Origin of the sequence: Burkholderia sp. AU16482, assembly GCF_002223285.1 — a bacterium.
GTDB lineage: Bacteria > Pseudomonadota > Gammaproteobacteria > Burkholderiales > Burkholderiaceae > Burkholderia > Burkholderia semiarida.
The window spans coordinates 37,321-60,368 of record NZ_NKEY01000001.1 but is presented as its reverse complement, the minus strand read 5'-3'; the positions used below and the strand labels follow the sequence as shown (position 1 = coordinate 60,368).

At 66.3% G+C, this 23,048-nt stretch carries 21 protein-coding genes; 10 read left to right on the top strand and 11 right to left on the bottom strand.

From position 1 onward, the window contains the following. The first annotated feature begins 1 nt into the window (after position 1). The 3 genes from CFB35_RS00320 (at position 2) to CFB35_RS00310 (ending at position 2,282) form a co-directional block, all read left to right on the top strand. Positions 2-808: a hypothetical protein gene (locus tag CFB35_RS00320; protein ID WP_059580467.1), complete on the top strand. Its 807-nt coding sequence runs from the start codon at positions 2-4 to the stop codon at positions 806-808. After that, entirely contained in the window at positions 808-1,614 is an 807-nt protein-coding gene (locus tag CFB35_RS00315) for a hypothetical protein (RefSeq protein WP_089464420.1), read from the top strand. The genes CFB35_RS00320 and CFB35_RS00315 overlap by 1 nt, the downstream gene beginning before the upstream one ends. Positions 1,615-1,748: 134 nt before the next feature. Next, complete coding sequence (locus tag CFB35_RS00310; protein WP_089464419.1) at positions 1,749-2,282, top strand: class IV adenylate cyclase; 534 nt, start codon at positions 1,749-1,751, stop codon at positions 2,280-2,282. 54 nt (positions 2,283-2,336) lie between these two features. On the opposite strand, the gene CFB35_RS00305 is transcribed toward CFB35_RS00310, so the two are convergent. Further along, positions 2,337-2,822 carry an Lrp/AsnC family transcriptional regulator gene (locus tag CFB35_RS00305; protein ID WP_006408082.1) on the bottom strand — a complete coding sequence of 162 codons (486 nt, stop codon included), beginning with the start codon at positions 2,820-2,822 and terminating at the stop codon, positions 2,337-2,339. A 106-nt stretch (positions 2,823-2,928) separates the two neighbouring features. Between CFB35_RS00305 and phhA the strand changes: the two genes are divergently transcribed. Together phhA and CFB35_RS00295 are read left to right on the top strand one after the other, a co-directional pair. Beyond that, complete coding sequence (gene phhA / locus CFB35_RS00300; RefSeq protein ID WP_089464417.1) at positions 2,929-3,855, top strand: phenylalanine 4-monooxygenase; 927 nt, start codon at positions 2,929-2,931, stop codon at positions 3,853-3,855. 60 nt (positions 3,856-3,915) lie between these two features. Beyond that, on the top strand, positions 3,916-4,293 hold the full coding sequence (locus tag CFB35_RS00295; protein WP_256939962.1) for a 4a-hydroxytetrahydrobiopterin dehydratase: 378 nt from the start codon (positions 3,916-3,918) through the stop codon (positions 4,291-4,293). Positions 4,294-4,385: 92 nt separating this feature from the next. Here the strand turns inward: CFB35_RS00295 and CFB35_RS00290 are convergent, their stop codons facing one another. Then, positions 4,386-4,616 carry a DUF3717 domain-containing protein gene (locus CFB35_RS00290; protein ID WP_006401493.1) on the bottom strand — a complete coding sequence of 77 codons (231 nt, stop codon included), beginning with the start codon at positions 4,614-4,616 and terminating at the stop codon, positions 4,386-4,388. A 122-nt stretch (positions 4,617-4,738) separates the two neighbouring features. On the opposite strand from CFB35_RS00290, the gene CFB35_RS00285 reads away from it, so the two are divergent. Together CFB35_RS00285 and CFB35_RS00280 are read left to right on the top strand one after the other, a co-directional pair. After that, positions 4,739-5,431 (top strand): response regulator transcription factor, encoded by a 693-nt coding sequence (locus CFB35_RS00285; RefSeq protein ID WP_006401494.1) that lies wholly within the window; start codon positions 4,739-4,741, stop codon positions 5,429-5,431. A gap of 105 nt (positions 5,432-5,536) precedes the next feature. Continuing rightward, positions 5,537-7,021: a sensor histidine kinase gene (locus CFB35_RS00280; RefSeq protein ID WP_089464416.1), complete on the top strand. Its 1,485-nt coding sequence runs from the start codon at positions 5,537-5,539 to the stop codon at positions 7,019-7,021. Positions 7,022-7,179: 158 nt separating this feature from the next. On the opposite strand, the gene CFB35_RS00275 is transcribed toward CFB35_RS00280, so the two are convergent. The 7 genes from CFB35_RS00275 to mnmC all read right to left on the bottom strand — a co-directional run bounded on the left by CFB35_RS00275 (position 7,180) and on the right by mnmC (position 16,080). Continuing rightward, positions 7,180-7,710, bottom strand: coding sequence for an SET domain-containing protein (locus CFB35_RS00275; RefSeq protein WP_050015789.1), 531 nt, complete (start codon positions 7,708-7,710; stop codon positions 7,180-7,182). Positions 7,711-7,887: 177 nt separating this feature from the next. Beyond that, positions 7,888-9,000 (bottom strand): NADH:flavin oxidoreductase/NADH oxidase, encoded by a 1,113-nt coding sequence (locus CFB35_RS00270; RefSeq protein WP_089464415.1) that lies wholly within the window; start codon positions 8,998-9,000, stop codon positions 7,888-7,890. Between the two features lie 210 nt (positions 9,001-9,210). Continuing rightward, the gene (locus tag CFB35_RS00265; protein WP_059580678.1) at positions 9,211-9,921 is read right to left on the bottom strand and encodes a glutamine amidotransferase; all 711 of its coding nucleotides are present in this window, start codon (positions 9,919-9,921) and stop codon (positions 9,211-9,213) included. A gap of 28 nt (positions 9,922-9,949) precedes the next feature. Continuing rightward, the gene (locus CFB35_RS00260) at positions 9,950-10,588 is read right to left on the bottom strand and encodes a MarR family winged helix-turn-helix transcriptional regulator (protein ID WP_089464414.1); all 639 of its coding nucleotides are present in this window, start codon (positions 10,586-10,588) and stop codon (positions 9,950-9,952) included. Between the two features lie 505 nt (positions 10,589-11,093). Beyond that, positions 11,094-12,209 (bottom strand): YbdK family carboxylate-amine ligase, encoded by a 1,116-nt coding sequence (locus CFB35_RS00255; protein WP_059580447.1) that lies wholly within the window; start codon positions 12,207-12,209, stop codon positions 11,094-11,096. 14 nt (positions 12,210-12,223) lie between these two features. Beyond that, positions 12,224-13,438, bottom strand: a complete 1,215-nt coding sequence (locus tag CFB35_RS00250) for a cation:proton antiporter (RefSeq protein ID WP_060008864.1) — start codon at positions 13,436-13,438, stop codon at positions 12,224-12,226. A gap of 671 nt (positions 13,439-14,109) precedes the next feature. Continuing rightward, on the bottom strand, positions 14,110-16,080 hold the full coding sequence (gene mnmC / locus CFB35_RS00235) for a bifunctional tRNA (5-methylaminomethyl-2-thiouridine)(34)-methyltransferase MnmD/FAD-dependent 5-carboxymethylaminomethyl-2-thiouridine(34) oxidoreductase MnmC (RefSeq protein WP_089464413.1): 1,971 nt from the start codon (positions 16,078-16,080) through the stop codon (positions 14,110-14,112). Between the two features lie 388 nt (positions 16,081-16,468). Here mnmC and CFB35_RS00230 point away from each other — a divergent pair, with 388 nt between their 5' ends. Further along, positions 16,469-16,747 (top strand): HU family DNA-binding protein, encoded by a 279-nt coding sequence (locus tag CFB35_RS00230; protein ID WP_006401505.1) that lies wholly within the window; start codon positions 16,469-16,471, stop codon positions 16,745-16,747. Positions 16,748-16,876: 129 nt separating this feature from the next. Here CFB35_RS00230 and CFB35_RS00225 read toward each other — a convergent pair whose 3' ends face one another. Together CFB35_RS00225 and CFB35_RS00220 are read right to left on the bottom strand one after the other, a co-directional pair. Beyond that, on the bottom strand, positions 16,877-18,190 hold the full coding sequence (locus tag CFB35_RS00225) for a GTP-binding protein (protein WP_089464481.1): 1,314 nt from the start codon (positions 18,188-18,190) through the stop codon (positions 16,877-16,879). A gap of 157 nt (positions 18,191-18,347) precedes the next feature. Then, positions 18,348-18,842, bottom strand: coding sequence for a lytic transglycosylase domain-containing protein (locus CFB35_RS00220; protein ID WP_059638543.1), 495 nt, complete (start codon positions 18,840-18,842; stop codon positions 18,348-18,350). Between the two features lie 367 nt (positions 18,843-19,209). Between CFB35_RS00220 and gspD the strand changes: the two genes are divergently transcribed. After that, positions 19,210-21,552: a type II secretion system secretin GspD gene (gene gspD, locus CFB35_RS00215; RefSeq protein WP_060310251.1), complete on the top strand. Its 2,343-nt coding sequence runs from the start codon at positions 19,210-19,212 to the stop codon at positions 21,550-21,552. Next, entirely contained in the window at positions 21,549-23,048 is a 1,500-nt protein-coding gene (gene gspE, locus CFB35_RS00210; protein ID WP_089464412.1) for a type II secretion system ATPase GspE, read from the top strand. Before gspD ends, gspE begins: the two co-directional genes overlap by 4 nt.

Here is a 23,048-nt window from a genome sequence, read left to right as displayed (position 1 = left end):
CATGATGTTTCCCGATCTCGAGCGCGCCCGCCCGCTTCTTCGCCATGCGCCGATTTACCTCGGCCTCGTCAACTTCATACTCGTCGGCCTCTGCCTGAGCGTCATCGCGAAAGCTAACGGCATCGCGTTCAAGCTTATAAGTGGGCCTATGCTGGCGATCCTTGTCGCGGGACCGGCTGCCGGATACCACATCAAATACCGTTCCACGCTGTCCGTACGCTCGCTGGCGGCGATCATGATTTATATCGTTGGCGGATTCGGTCTCCTGATGGGTACCGCTTTGTTGAGTGCGTGGTCGCTCATCGAAAAACCGGCGTCCAGCATGCCGTACCTGCTTTTCGTGTTTCTTTATCACGCAACCATATTGACCGCACTCGCGTTGCCGTTTGCCCTCAAACTCCGCGAACTGAAGCGCCATCCCGATCGCCGTTTCAGGAATAACCAATACCTCGCCGATACCCGCACGTTCACGATCGATCCCAACTGCGGAAAGACCGTTCCCACTAACAGGCTCGCGCCAGCGACCATCGCCCTGACCGTCACCCTGCCGATTGCGTTGAATACCTACATCGGCAAAAACAGCAGCGCGCTTCTGATCGCGACATCGCTGTACGCGCTGTTATTTTCTTACGTCGCCGCCGTCTTCATCGGGCCGAAACTGGCCTACCTGTATGAGTTGTACCGATATGAGCGCCAAACCGGCCGACGCTTCATCAACCAGGAATACGAGAAAGTACAGGCGCTCCGCCGCACCTTCCTCCTGTGCCGCTTGTTGGCGAAATTGGCATCGTTTCGGCGCGCGCACTGATGATGTTTCCCGACCTCGAGCGCGCGCGGCCGCTTCTCTGCCATGCCCCGCTTTGCCTCGGCCCTTGCAGCGTCATGATCGTCGGCTTCTGCCTGTACGCCATCGCGAAGGCAAACGGCATCGCGTTCCAGATCATGAGCTGGCCCATGCTTGCGATTCTTGTCGCAGGGATGGCTGCCGGATACCAGATCAAGTATCGCTCCACGCTGTCCGTACGTTTTCTGGCGGCGTTCACAGTCTATATCGTTGCCGTATTCGGTCTTCTGATGGGTACCGCTATGTTGAGCGTGTGGTCATTCATCGAAAAACCAGCATCCACCAAGCCGTACCTACTTTTCGTCTTCCTCTATCACGCGGCCGTGCTGGCCTCGCTCGCGTTTCCGTTTGCCCTCAAGCTCCGCGAACTCAAGCGCCATCCCGGTCGCCGTTTCAGAAATAACGAATACCTCGCTGATATCCGTTCGTTCACGATCGATCCCAATTGCGGCAAGACCGTTCCCACCAACAGGCTCGCACCGGCGACCATCGCCTTGACCGTCAACCTGCCGATTGCGCTGAATACCTACATCGGCGAAAGCAGCGGCGCGATTCTGATCGTGACATCGCTGTACACGCTGACATTTTCTTACGTCACTGCCGTCTCCATCGGGCCGAGAGTGGCCTACCTGTACGAGTTATACCGGTACGAACGCCAAACCGGCCGACGCTTCATCAATCAGGAATACGAGAAAGTTCAAGCGCTCCGCCGCACCTTCCTGCTGTGCCGCCTGTCGGCGAAACTGGCATCGCTTCGGCGCGCGCGCTGATCCCTGCGAGCCCCGCATTGCGCCCCTACCCTCCGCAGCAGTCGGCTCGCCGCCCGCTCGTCACGCCACCTTCCCAGGCTTTTTGCTAGATTGTGCGTTCGCACACCGCGAGACCCCGATTGAAGGAGACCCGCATGGCCCGCAACATCGAGATCAAAGCCCACGCCCGCGAATTCGACCGGCTGCGCGAACAGGCGGCGAAGCTCGCGACCGAAGCGCCGCTCTTCTACCGCCAGCAGGATTTCTTCTACGACGTGCCGCGCGGCCGGCTGAAGCTGCGCCGCTTCGAGGACGGCACGCCGGCCGAGCTGATCTTCTACCAGCGCGACGACCGCGACGGCCCGAAAGCGTCGTACTACACGCGCAGCCCGGTGACGAACCCCGACGCGATGCATGCGCTGCTCGCCACCGCGCTGACCACGCGCGGGATCGTGACGAAGGAGCGGCACGTGTACCTCGCGGGCCGTACGCGCATTCACCTCGACCGCGTCGACGGCCTCGGCGATTTCATCGAGCTGGAGGTCGTGCTCGGCCCGGACGACGACGAAGCCGGCGGCGAGGCCGAGGCGCATGACGTGTTCGCGAAGCTCGGCGTCGCGCACGAGGACCTCGTCGCGGTCGCTTACGTCGACCTGCTGAACGCCGACGCGCAATCCGAAGCGGCCTGATCCGGCCCCACGAGCGGCGGGGCCGCGCGCCCTGCCGTCAGCGTCGGCGCGCCGTCACGCGGCCCCCGGCGCCAGGTGCGCCAGCGGCAGCGCACCGTTGCGCTTGAAAGTCGTCAGCACGATGTTCGAGCGCACGCTATCGACGCCCGGCACCCGCATCAGCTTCTTCATCACGAACTGCGACAGCGCGTTGAGATCGGGCGCGACGATCCGCAGCAGGTAGTCGGCATCGCCCACCACCGCGTGGCATTCGAGCACTTCGGGCAACACGTCGATCTGCTGCTGGAACTGCTCGATGATCGAATCGCCGTGATGCTTGAGCTTCAGGCTCGTGAACGCGGTCACGCCGAGCCCGAGCTTTTCGGGGCGCAGCATCACGCGGTAGCCTTCGATTACGCCGGCCGCCTCGAGCCGCTGCAGCCGTCGCCCGATCTGCGACGGCGACAGCGGCACCTCCTCTCCCAGCTGCTGATGCGTCGCGCGACCGAAGCGCTGCAGCACGTCCAGCAGCGCGAGATCGAAGTGATCGAGTTCCAGCATGAGTGTTCTCCGCATTGATTCGTGATTTGATGCGCGATTATCGCATCATCATGCCAATCTTCGCCAATTATGCGCCCAATCCGCGCGCATCCCGCTCTACACTTGCATGGTTACCAACCACAGCGTGCAGAGCCTGATCATGTCCACCGTCGTCACCGCGAAACTGCAGGAGCAGTTCGACGCGGGCCTCGAAACCCGTGCCGATTTCACCATCGACCAGCCACTGCAGCGCTACGGCCCAGTCGACCACGCGGTGTGGAAGCAGCTCTATGCGCGCCAGTCGGCGCTGCTGCGTGGCCGTGCGTGCGACGCGTTCGTCGGCGGGCTCGGCAAGATCGCGCTGCCGGCCGATCGTGTGCCGTCGTTTGCCGACGTGAACCGCCAGCTGAAGCCCGCGACCGGCTGGGAAATCGTCGCGGTGCCGGGCCTCGTGCCCGACCGCGTGTTCTTCGCGCACCTCGCGAACCGGCGCTTCCCGGTCACCTGGTGGATGCGCCGTCCCGACCAGCTCGACTACCTGCAGGAACCCGACTGCTTCCACGACCTGTTCGGCCACGTGCCGCTGCTGATCGAGCCGGTGTTCGCCGACTACATGCAGGCGTATGGCCGCGTCGCGCTCGCGGTCGCCGACGACGAAGCAGCGCTCGCGCGGCTCGCGCGCCTCTACTGGTATACGGTGGAATTCGGGCTGATTCGCGACCCGCGCGGGACGAACGGCCTGTCGATCTACGGCGCCGGCATCGTGTCGAGCAAGGGCGAAAGCCTGTACAGCCTCGAAAGCGCGGCGCCGAACCGGCTCGGGTTCGACCTCGAGCGCGTGATGCGCACGAAGTACCGGATCGACACGTTCCAGAAGACCTACTTCGTGATCGACGATTTCGCGCAGTTGTTCGCGCTCGCCGACGTCGACGGCCGCGCGCTGGCCGACCGGCTCGCGGCGCTGCCCGAATTCGCGGCCGGCGCGGTGCTCGAAACCGACCGCGTGCTGCATCGCGGCACGGGCGAAGGCTGGCCCGACGACGCCGACGCGTGACGCGCCGGGCGCCCGCGCGAACCGCCGCCCGCCCGTCGTCCTTCGCGCAACTATGAAACAATGAACGATGCCGGCTGCGCCGCGCGGCGCAGCCGCGCGCGGGCGCCGTTACCGAACGAGAGGTGCAAGATGATCCACAAGCTCACATCCGAAGAACGCAAGACGCGGCTCGAAGGCCTGCCGCTCTGGACGGCCGTGGCGGGCCGCGACGCAATCCAGCGCCGCCTGCGCTTCGCCGATTTCAACGAGGCATTCGGCTTCATGACGCGTGTCGCGATCAAGGCGCAGGAGATGAACCACCATCCGGAATGGTTCAACGTGTACAACCGCGTCGACGTCACGCTGTCGACCCACGACGCCGACGGCCTGACCGAACGCGACATCGAACTCGCGCGGTTCATCGACGGTGCCGCCGCGCACGCGCAACCGGGTGCCTGAGTCCCGCCTGCACCGCCGCGCATCGTTCGTTGCGCGGCGCGTCAACTTTTCATTTCGCTGAACGTTTTCTAGGATGTACTCAGCGAAAGCCTTCAGCTTTCCAAGCCATCCTTAAGGCGCACGTAAGTCTCGTACGCTTTCCGCGCCTTGGGGTCCAAACCTTCCAGTTGCAGCGCGCTTTCGCGCTGTACAATCAGCAGCGCATACGGCTTGGAAAGCGCGCTAGCCTCTTCGCAGAGTTTGAGTTCGTCGCCGCTCGACGGCGAGCGGGCGCGCCAGAAATTGATCGCGGCTTCGAGGTCGTGGATCGAAATATCGGACATGATTGGATTTAATCGTTCGCTGGCCGCCATGCTTGATGTCAGGCGATGCGGCGCCCCTGTGGAAACGGCTTCGTGCTGTCCGCGTGCCTGAACCGCCAACCCATTGTACTTGAGCGAACTTCATGCGACTCCTTCTGATCGAAGACGACCGCCCCATCGCACGCGGTATCCAGAGCAGCCTCGAACAGGCTGGCTTCACCGTCGACATGGTGCATGACGGCATTTTTGCCGAACAGGCGCTGGCACAGAATCGCCACGAACTCGTGATCCTCGACCTCGGCCTGCCGGGCATCGACGGGATGACGCTGCTCACGCGCTTTCGCCAGACCAACCGCCACACGCCCGTGATCGTGCTGACCGCGCGCGACGAGCTGAACGACCGGATCCAGGGCCTCAACTCGGGCGCCGACGACTACATGCTCAAGCCGTTCGAGCCGGCCGAGCTCGAAGCGCGCATCCGCGCGGTGATGCGCCGCAGCGGCCCGCACAGCGACATGCCGCGCCCGGAAGTGTCGCTCGGCGGCGTCCGCCTGTCGGGCGTCGACCGCCGCATCTTCAACGACGACAAGCCGCTCGAACTGTCGCCGCGCGAATTCGCGGTGCTGGAAATGCTGCTGCTGCGTCACGGCCGCGTCGTCAGCAAGGCCCAGTTGCAGGATCACCTCACGCACTTCGGCGGCGATCTCGGCGACACCGCGATCGAAGTCTACGTGCACCGCGTCCGCAAGAAACTCGAGCAGTGCCGGGTCGAAATCGTCACGGTGCGCGGCTTCGGCTACCTGCTGCAGGAAATCCGCCAGACCGCGAGCGTCTGAGCGACGCCGCGCGCCGGCCGGCCGCGTGCGGACGGCTCCGCATCGCCGCCCGGCGCACGACCGCGCCGCTCTCCGTGAGCGGCGCTTATCCATTTGCCCGTCGAAATGTCTTCTGATCCGGCTGTGACCACCAGCCTGCGCCGCTCGCTGCTCCGGCGCCTCGCCGCCCCGCTGTCGATGCTCGCGCTGATGAGCGGCCTGATCGCCTACTGGCTCGCGTGGCAATACACGCAGCACGTGATCGACCGCTCGCTCGCCGATCTCGCGACCGCCATCTCCAAACAGATCCAGATCGCCGGCCCGGACGCGCCGTTCACGGTGCCGCCGCTCGCGCAGGCGATGTTCTCCGATCCCGCCGAAGCGCTGATCTACCGGATCAGCGACGGCGAGCAGGAACTCGCCGGCGACCCGAAGCTGCCGCTGCAGGGCATCAACGTGCGCCGCATGCATCACGCGTACGTGTTCGAGGCCGAGTACGACAACCGCGCGGTGCGGGTCGCGCAGGTGCGCGTCGACGACGTCGAGGGCGGCAAGCCGATGGTCGTCGAAGTCGCTCAGCCGGTACGGCACCGCTACCGGATCGCGGCCGAATTCCTCGTCGCGATCATGATGCCGTTGCTGCTGCTGCTGCTCGCGGGCTGGGGCATCGTATGGCGCGTCGTGAACCAGCAGCTGGGCCCGCTCACGCATCTCGCCGATTCGCTGAACCGGCAGACCCACACGTCGCTGGAGCCCGTGGACGAAACCGACGTGCCGCTGGAGATCCGGCCGCTGACGAGCGCGATGAACGCGCTGCTCGGCCGGCTGAAGACCGCGCTCGACGCGCAGCGCAAGTTCATCGCCGATGCCGCGCACCAGCTGCGCACGCCGCTCACCGCGGTGAAGCTGCATGCCGAGCAGGCGGCCGTCGCGCGTGATCCGCAGCAGACCTTCGCCGCGGTGCGCGAGCTGCGCGCGGCCGCCGACCGCGCGGTGCGGCTGTCCAACCAGCTGCTGTCGCTCGCGCGTGCCGAGCCGGGCGAACAGGCCGCCCGCTTCGTCGATGTCGATCTCGCGGCGATGGCGTTCGAGACGGGTGCCGAATGGGTGCCGCGCGCGCTCGCATCGCATGTCGACCTCGGCTTCCAGCGCAGCGATGCCCCGGGCGACGACGAGAAGCTGAACGTGCGCGGCAACCCCGTTCTGTTGCGCGAGGTGATCGCGAACCTGCTCGACAATGCGCTGAAGTACGTGCCGCTCGCGCGGCCGGACGGCGCGCGGATCACCGTCAACGTCGCGCGCGGTACGCTCGACGACGGCCAGCCGGCCGCGGAGATCGTGGTCGAGGACAACGGCCCGGGCGTGCCCGCGAATCAGCAGGCCGACCTGTTCAAGCGCTTTTTCCGCGGCGACGCGCAAAGCGGCAACGGCGTTGAAACGGGCGCCGGGCTCGGGCTCGCGATCGTGCACGACATCATCGCGATGCACGGCGGCACCGTGTCGTACGAGGATGCATCGGAAGGCGGCTCGCGCTTCGTGGTGAGGGTGCCGCTCGCCGCGCGCACGGAAAAACCGGCCAGCGAAACGCCGGCCGCGGCGCCGACGCACTGAACGATCACCGGTCGATTCGCGGCGGGCAACCGCTGGCCCGTTGCTCGGGCCGCGCGCCGGAAAGGAGCGGAAAGACGGACAGCGAATGACGGGCCGCCATGACGCGGCAACCGTCGGCTGAAACGACGGCGGCAGCGCGCGATGCGCTGCCGCCTGCATCACTTCCTGTTCTTCTTGTCCTTCGACCCGGACGCTGGCTTGCCGTCCTTCTTGTCCTTCTTCTTTTTCTTCTTCCCGCCTTCGTCGGACGTCGCGAGCAACGTGCCGCGGCACGACTCGGCGCCGCAGTGGCACGCGTATTCGCGCTTGAGCTTCTTCGTCAGCTTCGCGTCGATCACGAGGCCATAGTCGTAGAACAGCTCCTCTTCCGGCCCGATGTCGCGCAGCGCGTGGATGTATACGCGGCCCTTGACTTCCTCGGCCTCGCAGTTCGGCGCGCACGAATGATTGATCCAGCGCGCGCTGTTGCCGTCGACCTTGCCGTCGATCACGCCGCCTTCATCGAGTGCGAAGTAGAACGTATGATTCGGCTCGCTCGGGTCGTGCGGATGACGGCGCAGCGCTTCCTTCCACGAGATTCGCTCGCCCTTGTATTCCACTACGCGCTCGCCGGCCTTGATCGGCGCCACGGCAAACACGCCCTTGCCGTGTACTCCCGAGCGGCGCACCGCGATCCTGCGTGAACTCATCGAACCAATCCTTGTGAAGACGACTTGAATGGAAGCGACCGCGATCGCGGCCGGGCGCCGCGCCAAACGAAAACGCGGCACCGGTCGGTGCCGCGTCGGGGGAGGCGGCGAATCACCCGCATCCTACACGTTCACGATTGCTTCGTTCAACATCGCGCGCAATATTGCGCGATGTACTCAGCGTTGGCCGAATGCGACGTCGCCGAACAGCGCCTTGTGCTCGCGCGGCTGCGAGCGCCAGTACTGCGGCGGCGCCGTCACCTGCGCGCCGAGCTCGGCCGCCGCGTGCCACGGCCAGCGCGGGTCGTACAGCATCGCGCGCGCCATCGCGACGAAATCGGCATCGCCGGCCTCGATCAGCCGGTTCGCATGCGCGGGCTCGTTGATCAGGCCGACCGCGATCGTCGGCATGCCGACCGCCCGCTTCACCGCCTGCGCGAACGGCACCTGGTAGCCGGGCGACAGCGGAATCTTCTGCAGCGGCGACACGCCGCCGGACGACACGTCGATCCAGTCGCAGCCGCGGCGCTTCAGTTCGTGCGCGAAGGCAATCGTATCGTCGAGCTCCCAGCCGCCTTCGACCCAGTCGGTCGCGGACACGCGCACGCCGACCGGCCGGTCTTCCGGAAACGCGGCGCGCACGATCTCGAAGATCTCCAGCGGAAACCGCATCCGGTTTTCGCGCGAGCCGCCGTATTCGTCGGTGCGCCGGTTCGCGAGCGGCGACAGGAACTGATGCAGCAGGTAGCCGTGCGCCGCGTGCACTTCGATCGCGTCGATGCCGAGCCGCGCGGCCCGTCTGGCCGACGCCGCGAACGCGTCGCGAATGCGATTCAGGCCCGCCGCATCGAGCGCGAGCGGCGGCGTCTCGCCGTCCTTGTGCGGCACGGCCGACGGCCCGTGCGGCAGCCAGCCGCCGTCGGCGACCGGCACGAGCTGGCCGCCCTCCCACGGCGCCGCGCTCGATGCCTTGCGCCCCGCGTGCGACAACTGCATCGCGATGCGGATCGGCGAATGCTTGCGGATCGCGGTCAGCACCGGCTTCAGCGCGGCTTCGGTCACGTCGTCCCACAGGCCGAGGTCGCCATGCGTGATGCGTCCGTCGGGTTCCACCGCGGTCGCTTCGATGCACAGCAGCCCCGCACCCGACAGCGCGAGATGGCCGAGATGAATCATGTGCCAGTCGGTCGCTTCGCCGCGTTCGGCCGAGTATTGGCACATCGGCGAAATCACGATCCGGTTCGGAAGGGTCACGCCGCGCAGCGTGAACGGAGAAAACAGCGCAGTCATGGAAGCCGCTCGCCAGGAAAGGGAAAGAGCGGACGAGCGTAGCACGCAGGCTCGAAGCGTGCAGACGGCGTGCTCGGCAGTAAGCGGATGGTCAGGTACGGCCGGCCGGATGCCGACGGTGCGGAGAACGTGCGGCGTACGGCGATGCGCCGGCCCGCAACGGATGCAGGCCGGGCCAGCGCTTTGCCGCGAGCGGGGTCGCCCGCGGCGTCAGAGCCCGACGCTGTCGAGCCACTCGGCGAACATGCGGCGCGCGGCCGTCTCGAGCGCGGGGCCGTGCTGCGCGGTATCGGCGCGCAACCGGCGCGCGTCGACGCCGGGCGTCGCGGCGATTTCGCCGGCGTTCGCGATCAGCCACGGTTCGAAGCGATCGGTACGGATCTCGGGATGACATTGCAGCGCCAGCACATGCTGCCCCCAGGCGAACGCCTGGTGGCGACAGGCCGGTGTGGACGCGAGATGGATCGCACCGCCCGGCAGGTCGAACGTATCGCCATGCCAGTGCAGCATCGACGTCGCCACGCCGTCGAGATGGCGCAGCGGCGACGCACGGCCGGCATCGGTGAGCGTCAGCGGCGCCCAGCCGAGTTCGTGCTGCGCGGCCGGATAGACGCGCGCGCCGAGCGCCCGTGCAATGAACTGCGCGCCGAGGCAGATGCCGAGGATCGGCAGCCCCGCGTCGATGCGCTGGCGCACGAGCGCCAGGAGCGGCGCGATCGACGGGTACTGCGCATCGTCGTACACGCTGAGCGGCCCGCCGAGCACGACGAGCAGCGACGGCTCGAGCACGTCGAGCACCTCGACCCGCGACGATCCGACATCGACATAGCGCACCCGTCGACCGCGTTCGCCGAGCACCTGCTCGAAGCTCCCGAGATCCTCGAAATGCACGTGGCGGATCGCCACGACTTCAGCGTTCATCATCGGCCTCCCGGTCGATCGACGGACGTCAGCCGGCGAAAATCTTCCAGGTCTTCTTCTGCGTCGCCGCGTCGGCCTCTTCCTGCACCGAGCAGTCGAGACGCAGATCGCTGTCGGACATCGCGATGTCGAGCACCGCGCAGTGATGCACCGTCTTCTTCGACGGCTTGCCCGGCTGAAAGTGGCTGCACGTCAGGCACATGCGCTGCGGCGGCGTCGCGCCGGCCACCTGCAGTTCGCGCAGCGTCTTCAGCAGCGCGCGATACAGCGCGCCCTGCTCGTCCGCGCCGAGCTTGCCGACCGCCTTCGTCAGGAATTCAGGCCATTGCAGCGCCTTCTTCGCGGCCGTACGGCCACGCGCCGACAGGCGCACGGCCAGTGCCCGGCCGTCGTCCAGCGCACGGCGCTTTTCGACGAGCCCCTTCGTCTCGAGCGTGCTGACCGCATCGCTCGTGGTGGCCGCGGTGAGCTGCGTCTCGCGCGCGATCTCGCCGAGCCGCATCGGGCCCTTGCGCTGCAGCAGCAGCACGAGAATCTCGCCCTGCGTCGGCGTGAGGCCGGCGCCTTCCGCCCAATCCCATGCCTCGCTCCGCATGGCCGTGCTCAACCGCAGCAGGCTATGGGTCACACGTCCCGCAGCCTGGTTCCCGTAAACGCCTTCGCTCATAGTCTTTTCGCTTTGCCGCCGCCCGGTTGGCCGAGCGGCCGTAGTGTGGAGATCGAATCTATCTCAAAACAGACGCGCTCTGTCGAGTGCGTCGACACGGCCGTCGCGAGGCACACGCGGCGGTCGCGTTCGCGGCGACCGGAGAGACACGCATCGTTCCGGCGTCCGCAAAGCCGACATTCTAAGCGAGAGCGGAAAATCGCACAGCTAAGTTATCCCCTGCGCGCTGTGGAAAATCGCTGAATAACCGTAATTTTTCGTTGTGCGCGTAATGTCGCGCGCCCGCGAGACGGGGCGCGCCGACCTTGTCCTGTCAGGATCGGCCATCGGCCGCACGGTGATGATCCACCGGGTTATCCCGCCCGCAGAGCGTTGACTTTGCAGCGGAATATCCGGTTATCCACAGATTTTCAGGAGGCCTGCCGACGATTGCGGGCCGACCCGGCGCGGACTGCCGTTCAGCGAATCGCGGCGCGGTCGATCCTGCAATCTGCAAAACATATTTTCATTCGCGCCAACGTAAGCACTGCTGCCGGACCGTCTCGTTCAGCGATTTTTCCTGCTTGAAAACGGTTCTCAACCACGATGCGTCGTTCACGCGTGCCTTCGCGAGCGCGCCGATCTCGTCGAGCGCCGCGCGCGAACCGAGGGCCGCCGCATGCGGCGCGATCCGGTCGAGCGTGTCGAGGATGTCTTCCGCGATCGTGCGGCGCTCGCCCGTCTGAGGATTCACGCAGGTGCCCTCGAGCCCGAAGCGGCACGCTTCGAAACGGTTGAACGTGTAGACGAGGTAATCGTCCTCCGACAGCTTCAGCGGCCGGTCGGTCAGCAGGTAGCGTGCGAGCGTCTGGATGTAGCAGGCGATCGCCGCCGCGCGATCGACCGACAGCGGCGTGTCCATCACGCGCACCTCGATCGTGCCGTAGCCGGGCTTCGGCCGGATGTCCCAGTAGAAGTCCTTCATCGAATTGACGACGCCCGTGTTCACCATCTTCGTGAAGTACTCCTCGAAGCTGTCCCAGGTCAGCACGAACGGCGCGCGGCCCGACAGCGGGAACGCGAACACCGAATTCAGGCGCGCCGAATGGAAGCCCGTGTCGACGTTCTGCACGAACGGCGACGACGCGGACAGCGCGATGAAGTGCGGAATGAAGCGCGACATCGAGTGCAGCAGGAACAGCGCGCTGTCGGGATCGGGGCAGCCGATGTGCACATGCTGGCCGAACACGGTGAACTGCTTCGCGAGATAGCCGTACAGCTCGGAGATGTACTGAAAGCGCGGCGCATCGTAGATCTGCCGGTCGCTCCATTGCTGGAACGCATGCGTGCCGCCGCCGGCCAGCCCGACGTTGAGCTGGTCGGCCGCCTTCACGAGCACGTCGCGGATCGCATGCAGCTCGCTGACGGCCTGCTCGTGCGAATGGCAGATGCCGGTCGACAGCTCGATCATGCTTTCGGTGATTTCCGGCGTGATGTTGCCCGGGAAAGTTTCGGCCTGGATCAGGCGCATCAGGTCGGAGGCCGCTTTGGTCAGGTCGTAGTTGTGCGTGTTGACGACCTGGATCTCCAGTTCGACGCCGAACGTGAACGGCTCGGAATTGACGAAGGTTTCGAGTGCCATGGCAGGTTCCGGAATCAGTTGCTGTCGCTGCGTTCGCCGACGGCCGACAGGCAGCGGTAGACGACGAACGGGCTGACAAGCTGCAGGATCACGATCGAGCACATCACGATCGCGCGCAGGTGCGGGTCGAAATTCGGATAGAGCTGGTAGGTATCGTCGACGAGCAGGTACGACAGCGCGGACATCGGCGTGAGCGCGATGCCGAGCGCGACGCCCTGCTTCATCCCGAGGCCGCTCGGCTTCGCGAACGCGACGACGCCGGCCAGCTTCGCGGCGAGCCGCGTGACGATCAGCACGATCGCGAGCAGGCCGCCGAGCGCGATGTCGCCCCACGTAAACGACGTGAGCGTCAGCACGAACAGCACCACCGTCAGCAGCCAGCCGGCCGTGCCGAAGTGCTCGGGCCACAGCTGCGGGCGCGCCTCGAGGTTCTTCACGATGATGCCGGCGAGCAGCAGCGTGAGCAGCGTCGACAGCTTCAGCGCCTGCGCGACGGCGATCGCGAGCATCACGAGCCCGAACAGCGCGACGAACGAATGCTCGTCGCGCATCGTCGCGGTCATGTGGCGGAACAGGTAATTGCACGAACGCGCGACCAGATACGCGACGATGAACGAACCGGCGATCAGGTAGACGGGCTGCAGGATCGTCGCGAAAACGTTGCCGTACGCTTCCTGGTGCAGCCAGCTCGTCACGAGCTTGGTCAGCACGATCGCGTACACGCTGTTGAGCGCGGTGAGCGTGATCAGGCGTTGCGACACCTGCCCTTCCGCGCGCAGTTCCGTCTTGAGCTGGATCACCATCGACGGCGATGTGGCAATCGCGATCGCCGACAGCACGAGCGCGACCATCCCCGATACGCCGAGCGCGAGCATCACGAACAGCACGAGCACGAACGTGAGCGTGGCTTCCGCGAGGCTCGACGCGACGAGCCACGGATTGCGCCGGATCCAGCGCAGGTCGAGGCGGCTGCCGAGCTCGAACAGCAGCAGGCCGAGCGCGACATCCATCAGCAGCCGCGACGTTTCGTCGGTGCTGGTGTCGATCACGCCGAATCCGAACGAACCGGCGATCAGGCCGATCACGGCATAGCCGGTGATGCGCGGCAGGCGCCACGCGCGATAGCACAGCTCGCCGCACAGGCCGGCTGCGAACAGCGCGAGCCCGGCCCAGAACACGGCATCCGGCGCGAGCGGCCAGTTGGGCAGGAATGAGAACGCCGACTTCATCGTGGTGACTTCTCCTTTGGAAGCAACCGCCAGCGACGCGGGTCAAGCGACAGGAATGGATGCGCGCCGGCTGGGTATCGCCCCGAATGTGATTGTTGTGCTCGACGACGGCGGTACATGGGATCCGCCTGTTCCACCACAGGGCGGAACGTCGTTCAGGTTGCCGATCTGGATTGTCGGCCTGGTGTGTGAACGGACTGCGCAGTCCCGAAGATTCAGATTCGAAACCGTGCCGACCGTTCCATTGAAGCATGTCCGGCGCCTGGCCGAACGAACGCGAAGGAAACCGATTGTGCCACAGCTTTTTCGCTCCGGAACCGATTGAATCGACTCGCGGCGCTGTGCGGCACCGCAGGTCTTTGGTTTCAAAGGTTTACCTGTATATATACGTAGTAGAAGTTAACAAAGGACGCACAGTTCTGTGGATAACTCCGGTTTGCATCGGCGGATCAATGGGTTGGCGAAACCATAACCGGTTGCACAGGCTGTTCGTGCACAGGCATTTGAGTTGAGCAACTTTCGGGCCGCCGCACAGCTGTGCCGAGTTGCCCAGTTTACGTCCACTGTGATTGCACACGAAGTGCGTACGGATTCCACGCGGTTATCCACAGCGTCGCGTGGATAACCTTGCACGGAAAAATCGGGAAACTGTGAAGAAGGTGCGCGATCGGTCAGCCGGCCGAGCCCACGCGGCGGGCGCGCAGTGCGCGGATCAGGAAGCGGGCGGGATCGACCGCGTCGGCGAGTTCGCGCTCGAGCGGCCAGGGCTCGCCCTCGAGTTGCGAGGCGATCAGCTCGGCGCCGAGCGCCGCCCACACGAGGCCGCGCGAGCCGAAGCCGAATGCGCCGTAGAGCCCGGGCAGGCGCGGCAGGTCGCGCGCCTGCGCACCGGCCAGCGCACGTGCGTTCGCGGTGGCCTGCGCTTCGTCGGCGAGCGGGCCGACGAGCGGCAGGCGGTCGCCGACGACCCAGCGGAACGCCACGCGGCCGCGCAGCGTGGCGGGATCCGGCACCTCGCCGATCAGGCCCGGCAGCAGGCGCCGCACGCGCTCGAGGTTTTCGGCATGGCCGGCCGCGCGCATCGCGGGATCGGTATCGTCGGGTTCGAACGTCGCGCCGATCAGCAGCGCGCCGTCGTCGAGCGGGACCGCGTAGCCGTCGCCGATCGCGGGGCACGGCAGCGGCGCCGTCGTGCCCGGCGGCAGCAGCGTGAGCTGGCCGCGCACCGGTTGCAGCGCGACATGCTGGAGCCCGGCAAGACGCGCGGCGTCGCCCGCGTTCGCGAGCACGACGACGGGCGCGTCGGCCAGCGTGGCGCCTGTCTCATCGAGCGCATGCCAGGTGTCGCCCCGCCGTTCGAGCCGTGCGACGCGGGTGGACGCGAGCAGGCGCACGCGCTCGCCGGCCGCCGCATATTGCGCGGCGCACAGCCCAGCCGGCCAGACGGCGCCGCCGTGCGGAAACAGCAGGCCGCCGTGCGCGACCGGCAGGTTCAGGTGTGCGCGCGCGGCATCGGCGTCGAGCAGCGTCACGTAGTCGGACGGCGCGCCAAACGCCTCGAACGCGTCGCGCATCCGCGCGAAGTCGTCGGCCGATTCGGCGAGATGGATCATCCCGTGCGTGCTGCGTGCGAACGCATGGCCCGCGTGTTCGAGCGCGCGCCAGCGTGCGATCGCGTGCAGGAAGCCGCTGCGCGTGAGCCGGCTCGCGACGTTGTCGTCGCGCGTCATCAGCGGATGGAATACGCCGGCCGGATTACCCGATGCTTCGCTCGCGATTCGTTCGTGCCGTTCGATCAGCGTCACGTCCCAGCCGCGCGCGGCCAGGCGTTCGACCACCGCGCAGCCGGCGAGGCCCGCGCCGATCACGATCGCGCGGCGCGTCGCGACGGGCAGCGCGCGTGGCGGCTCGTGCCGGCGCGAGCGCCAGCGCGGCGCATAGTCGCCGACGAGCATCGCGTACTTGCCGGCGAGCCCGGGCATCTTGCGATACGTGAATCCCGTTTCGACGAGCGCTTTTTTCACCATGCCCGCGCTCGAGTAGGTCGCGAAGGTGGCCTCTTCCGCGGCGACGCGCGCGAGTGCGCGGAACACGTCGACCGACCAGAGATCCGCATTTTTCGCCGGCGCGAAGCCGTCCAGATAGAACGCATCGGCGCGCGCGACGAGTTTCGGCAGCAACGCGCACGCGTCGCCGAAACCGAGCGTCAATACGACCCGTCCCGCGTCGAACTCGAGCCGATGCAGACCCGGCACGAGCATCGGCCACGCATCGGCCAGCAGCGCGGCTTCCGCCGAGATGGTTGTGTTCGCAACGATATGGGAAAGCGCGCGGCGCAGGTCGTCGCGCGAAAACGGGTGCTTCTCGAACGAGACGAAATGCAGCCGCTCGCAGCGCGCGGGATCGTCGCGCCACGCGGCCCAGGTCGCGAGGAAGTTGGCGCCCGCGCCGAACCCCGTCTCGACGATCGTGAAGGTGCGGCGGCCTTGCCAGCGCGCCGGCAGCCCGTTGCCGGCGATGAACACGTAGCGCGCCTGCGCGAGCGCGCCCGCGACGTTGTGATAGATGTCGCCGAACTCGGGCGAGACGAGCGTGCCGTCGTCGCGAACGGCGAACGTGGCGGGAACAAGTCGGTCGGGCATGCGAAACAAAAAACGTGGCAGCCAAGCCTGGCAAGGGATTGCGGGCGGCCGTCCGAGCGGCCGTTGGAAAGGGGCAACGGCGCGACGCTCGGGCGGACCGCGCTGCGCATCCCGTCCGGTTGGCGCAGGTCAAAAAACGGTCAATCGACGATTCATTCGGCGAAATACCGATGAAAATCTTTGAAACCCTTGTCGTTATTGGGTTTGCGCTGCGCTATCATAGCAACGCCGTACCGCGGGGTGGCCGCCGGCAAGCCGGAGGGCGCGTCGCGCGGGCCAGGATTCGGCGCTGTGTCGTCGGAGTCTGACTCTCGACGGCACGGTTCGCGCACGTATAATCGGCGCGTTCGCGCTGTTCGTGTCAACCTAACCTGATAAAGGAACCTTAATGAACAAACAGGAACTGATCGACGCCGTCGCCGCCCAAACGGGCGCCAGCAAGGCTCAAACCGGCGAAACGCTGGACACGCTGCTCGAAGTCATCAAGAAGGCCGTGTCGAAGGGTGATGCGGTTCAGCTGATCGGCTTCGGCAGCTTCGGTTCGGGCAAGCGCGCAGCACGTACGGGCCGCAACCCGAAGACGGGCGAAACCATCAAGATCCCGGCAGCCAAGACGGTCAAGTTCACGGCCGGCAAGGCGTTCAAGGACGCCGTCAACAAGCGTTAAACCCGCGCCTGTTCCGGAAAAACCCGCCTCTCGGCGGGTTTTTTGTTGGGCGCGCGCGGCATTTTCGCCACAGTTCGCGCCGCTCTTGCAAAAGTTAACGGTTACTTTTACAAGCCGTTACCAACGCGATCATGCATGGACGATCTGCGTGTCGCCGTGATCGTCGTCGTCGTGGGAATCGACGTCCCACGCCGGGAACGGATCGTCGAGCGCCGCCCATCCCGCCGCGCCGAGCGCGAACTCCGCATCGGTGAGCAGGCACGCATCGAGTTTCGCACGCCATGCATCGGCGTCGAGCGCGATGCCGATCAGCACGAGCTCCTGCCGGCGATCGCCGACCGTGCGATCGTCGAGATCGCCGAGCCATTCGGTGCGGATTTCGGCGAGCAGCTCGTCGTCGTCCGGCCATTCCGCGCGATCCTGCGCCGCCCACCACAAACCCGCCGGGCCATGCCGGCATACGCCGCCCGCCTGCGACAGCGAACCGGCGATGTCGTTGCGCGTCGCGAGCCAGAAGAAACCCTTGCTGCGCAGCACGCCCGGCCACTCCTGGTGCAGCAGCGCCCACAGCCGTGCCGGGTGAAACGGACGGCGCGCGCGGTAAACAAAATTGCCGATCCCGAATTCGTCGGCTTCGCCGTGCACGTGCGCATGATGGTCGTCATGGCAGTCGGGATCGTCGCAATGCGTGTGATCGTGATCGAGCGACGCGAGCCAGCCCGGCGCATTCGCGGCTTCGTCGAAATCGAAGCGGCCGGTGTTCAGCACTTCGTCGAGCGGCACGTTGCCGAACGTCGATACGACCTGATGCGCGCGCGGATTCAGGCGCGCGAGGATGTGCTGCAGGCGCGCGAGATCTTCCGCGCCGACGAGGTCGGCCTTGTTGATCACCAGCACGTCGCAGAATTCGATCTGCTCGATCAGCAGTTCGACGAGCGTGCGGTCGTCGTCTTCCGACGCGGCGATGCCGCGCGTCGCGAGCGCGTCGTCGGAGCCGTAGTCGCGCAGGAAGTTGTACGCGTCGACCACGGTGACGAGCGTGTCGAGCCGCGCGATGGCCGACAGCGACGCGCCGTCGTCGTCGACGAACGTGAACGTTTCGGCGATCGGCATCGGCTCCGCGATGCCGGTCGATTCGATCATGATCGCGTCGAAGCGGCCTTCGGATGCGAGGTTGCGGATCTCGACGAGCAGATCGTCGCGCAGCGTGCAGCAGATGCAGCCGTTCGACATTTCGACGAGGCGCTCCTCGACGTGCGACAGCGCCTGCGCATCGCGCACGAGCGACGCGTCGATGTTGACCGCCGCGAGATCGTTGACGATCACCGCGACTTTCAGGCCCGCGCGGTTCGCGAGCACGTGGTTGAGCAGCGTGGTCTTGCCGGCGCCGAGGAAGCCGGACAGCACGGTGACGGGCAACGGCTGTTTCATTGCCGGATTCATGATGATTTGCACCAACGGAAAAGATGAAAAAGCGGCCGCGGCGCCCTGGGGGGCGCGATCGGCCCGCGCACGGGCGAAACGGCGGCGTCAGCCCGCATTGTGCATCAAACGCGCGCGGCCGGCCCGGCGCCGGCCGGCATCGGCCGGCGACGCGGAATCACTGAGCGGACTGAGTGGTCTGCGCGGCCTGAGTGGACTGAGTCGTCTGCACGGGCGGCAGCAGCTTCCATTGCGCGAGGATGCCGGCGATCTGCCGCGCGTACTTGTCGCGCAGCGACGGCGTTTCCGAATGATAGGCGCCGACCGCCTGCCACGTGTTGCCGTAGCGGTTCATCTTCTGTTTGAGATGCCACGCGGCGATGTACACGTTCTTGCACGGCTCCATCAGCGTGTCGCGGCCGATCCCGTAGCGCGACAGCGTCGGCAGGTGGATCGAATTGATCTGCATCAGGCCGTAGTCGACCGAGCCGTTCGTGTTCTTGTTCAGCGCATCGGGCCGGTTGCGCGACTCCTGCCAGGCGATCGCGCGCAGGATCAGCGGATTGACCTGCTGATACCTGGCCGCTTCGTCGAAACAATCCGCGCGCGCGTTGCCGCTGGCGAACCATGTGCCAGCGGCGATCAACGCGATCGAAGCGAACCGTCTGTTCATCGTGCGAAAAACGAAAAGGAATGGCGCGAAGCTCGGGAAAACCCGTGCGTGTTATTAGTGCGACGAGAAACGTGCCGCCCGTATCATACCGGCAGACCGTCGAATTGCGACAGGCAGGAATACGGCAGCCCGGTTATACCGCATTTTCGTGTCGGCTCATCGCAAAAAAGCGTGAGGGCCGCCGCGCGAAGGGTTGCGCCGATCCTTACATATTGCATACGATTTACCGCACGCATGTCGTATGTGAGACAGTCTTCGGATCAATGTGATATTTCGGACATGAAAAACTGCTAATGTCGCCCTTTTCGGACTTGGATCTCAGCACTACCGCCGGAAGTGGCCTGAGCCGGCATCGACCCATTTATCCATGACAAGAAATCGCTTCGTTATGCGGCGTGTTGCCACGACCCTGCTCGTGGCCGGCATCATCGTCTCGCAGGCCGCCTACGCTCAGGTCACGCTCAACTTCGTGAATGCGGACATCGACCAGGTCGCGAAAGCGATCGGCGCCGCGACCGGCAAGACCATCATCGTCGACCCGCGTGTGAAGGGTCAGCTCAACCTCGTGGCCGAACGGCCGGTGCCGGAAGACCAGGCGCTGAAGACGCTGCAGTCCGCGCTGCGCATGCAGGGCTTCGCGCTCGTGCAGGATCACGGCGTGCTGAAGGTCGTGCCGGAAGCCGACGCGAAGCTGCAGGGCGTGCCGACCTACATCGGCAACGCGCCGCAGGCGCGCGGCGACCAGGTGATCACGCAGGTGTTCGAGCTTCGCAACGAATCGGCGAACAACCTGCTGCCCGTGCTGCGGCCGCTGATCTCGCCGAACAACACGGTGACGGCCTACCCGGCGAACAACACGATCGTCGTGACCGACTATGCGGACAACGTGCGCCGCATCGCGCAGATCATCGCAGGCGTCGACAGCGCCGCGGGCGCGCAGGTGCAGGTCGTGCCGCTGCGCAACGCGAACGCGATCGACCTCGCCGCGCAACTGCAGAAAATGCTCGACCCGGGCGCGATCGGCAACAGCGACGCCACGCTGAAGGTATCGGTCACGGCCGACCCGCGCACCAACGCGCTGCTGCTGCGCGCGTCGAGCGCGTCGCGCCTCGCGGCCGCGAAGCGCCTCGTGCAGCAGCTCGACGCACCGAGCGCGGTGCCCGGCAACATGCACGTCGTGCCGCTGCGCAACGCCGATGCGGTGAAGCTCGCGAAGACGCTGCGCGGGATGCTCGGCAAGGGCGGCAACGACAGCGGCTCGTCGGCGTCGTCCAACGATGCGAACAGCTTCAACCAGAACGGCGGCTCGTCGTCGAGCGGCAACTTCTCGACCGGCACGTCGGGCACCCCGCCGCTGCCGTCGGGCGGCCTCGGCGGTTCGTCGTCCTCGTCGGCGTATGGCGGCGGCTCGTCCGGCGGTGGCCTCGGTACGGGCGGCCTGCTCGGCGGCGACAAGGACAAGAGCGGCGACGACAACCAGCCGGGCGGGATGATCCAGGCCGACTCGGCCACCAATTCGCTGATCATCACCGCGTCCGATCCGGTTTACCGGAATCTGCGCTCGGTGATCGACCAGCTCGACGCGCGGCGCGCGCAGGTCTATATCGAAGCGCTGATCGTCGAGCTGAACTCGACGACGCAGGGCAACCTCGGCATCCAGTGGCAGGTCGCGAGCGGCCAGTTTCTCGGCGGCACGAACCTGAACCCCGGGCTGGGGCTGGGCAACAGCATCATCAACCTGACGGCGGGCGGCGTGACCAACGCCGCCGGCGGCATCACCGGCGGCGGGCTGGCCTCCAACCTCGGCTCGCTGAGCCAGGGGCTCAACATCGGCTGGCTGCACAACATGTTCGGCGTGCAGGGGCTCGGCGCGCTGCTGCAATACTTTGCCGGCGTGAGCGACGCGAACGTGCTGTCGACGCCGAACCTGATCACGCTCGACAACGAGGAAGCGAAGATCGTCGTCGGCCAGAACGTGCCGATCGCGACCGGCTCGTATTCGAACCTGACGAGCGGTACGACGAGCAACGCATTCAATACCTACGACCGTCGCGACGTCGGCCTGACGCTGCACGTGAAGCCGCAGATCACCGACGGCGGAATTCTCAAGCTGCAGCTCTACACGGAGGATTCGGCGGTCGTCAGCGGCACCACCAACGCGCAGACCGGGCCGACCTTCACGAAACGCTCGATCCAGTCGACGATCCTGGCCGACAACGGCGAGATCATCGTGCTCGGCGGCCTGATGCAGGACAACTACCAGGTGTCGAACAGCAAGGTGCCGCTGCTCGGCGACATCCCGTGGATCGGCCAGTTGTTCCGCTCGGAATCGAAGCAGCGCGCGAAAACCAACCTGATGGTGTTCCTGCGCCCGGTGATCATCTCCGATCGCAGCACCGCGCAGGAAGTCACCGCGAACCGCTACGACTACATCCAGGGCGTGACGGGCGCGTACAAGTCGGACAACAACGTGATCCGCGACAAGGACGACCCGGTCGTTCCGCCGATGCCGCTGGGCCCGAGCCAGGGCGGCACGCCGGCCGGCAACCTGTTCGATCTCGACAAGATGCGCCGCCAGCAGTTGCAGCGCCAGGTCGCGCCTGTGCCGGCGCAGCCGTTGCCCGAAGCGACGCCCGCGCAGCCGCAAAGCGTGCCGCAGCAGGCGGTGCCGCAACAGCCGCTGACCACCGCGCCGGGAGCCTCGCAGTGAGCGACGTGCTCGCGTCCTCCGCCCACGACGGCGCGCCGGCCGAGCGCCAGCCGCCGTCGCCGCTGGCCGCGCGCCTGCTGCCGTACGGCTTCGCGAAGAGCGGCCAGGTGCTGATCGCGCACCAGCTCGACGACACGCTCGAGGTGTGGATCAGCGAACGCACGAGCGACGCCGCGCTCGCGGAGATCGCGCGCAACTTCGGCTCGATCGCCGTGCACCGCGTGCCGGCCGACGAGCTCGCGCAGGCGATCAACCAGGCCTACGCGCGCCAGGACGGCAGCGCCGCGCAGGTGGTCGGCGAGGTCGAAGGCGAAGTCGACCTGTCGCGGCTGATGCAGGACATCCCCGAAGTCGAGGATCTGCTCGAATCGGAAGACGACGCGCCGATCATCCGGATGATCAACGCGCTGCTCACGCAAGCGGCCCGCGAACAGGCATCCGACATTCACATCGAGCCGTTCGAGAATGCGTCGGTCGTGCGCTTTCGCGTCGACGGCACGCTGCGCGACGTCGTGCGCCCGAAGAAGGCGCTGCACGGCGCGCTGATCTCGCGGATCAAGATCATGGCGCAGCTCGACATCGCGGAGAAGCGCCTGCCGCAGGACGGCCGCATCACGCTGCGCGTCGGCGGCCGGCCGGTCGACGTGCGGGTGTCGACGCTGCCGACCGGGCACGGCGAGCGCGCGGTGCTGCGTCTGCTGGAAAAGGACGCGCAGCGCCTGAACCTCGAAGCGCTCGGGATGGGCCGCGATACGCTCGTCCAGTTCGACAAGCTGATCGGCCGCCCGCACGGCATCGTGCTCGTCACCGGCCCGACCGGATCGGGCAAGACGACCACGCTGTACGCGTCGATGTCGCGGCTCGAAACCGCGACGACCAACATCATGACCGTCGAGGACCCGATCGAATACGATCTCGCCGGCATCGGCCAGACGCAGGTGAACGAGCGGATCGGGATGACTTTTGCCCGTGCGCTGCGCTCGATCCTGCGACAGGACCCGGACGTGATCATGATCGGCGAAATCCGCGACCTCGAAACCGCGCAGATCGCGGTGCAGGCGTCGCTGACGGGCCACCTCGTGCTCGCGACGCTGCACACGAACGACGCGGCGTCCGCCGTCACGCGTCTGACCGACATGGGTGTCGAGCCGTACCTGCTCGCGTCGTCGCTGCTCGGCGTGCTCGCGCAGCGCCTCGTGCGCCAGCTCTGCCCGGTCTGCAAGGAAGAACGGCACGAGGAAGGCCGTACCGTGTGGCATCCGGTCGGCTGCGACAAGTGCGGGCATTCGGGGTATTCGGGCCGGCGCGGCGTCTACGAACTGCTGCTGGTCGACGAGTCGATCCGCGCGCTGATCCACCGCAACGCGGCCGATGCCGAGATCCTGGCCGCCGGCCGCGCGGAAGGCATGCGCACGCTGCGCGACGACGCGGAGCGCTGGCTCGCGGCCGGCGCGACGTCGCTCGAGGAAGTGCTGCGCGTGACGGGAGGCGCATAG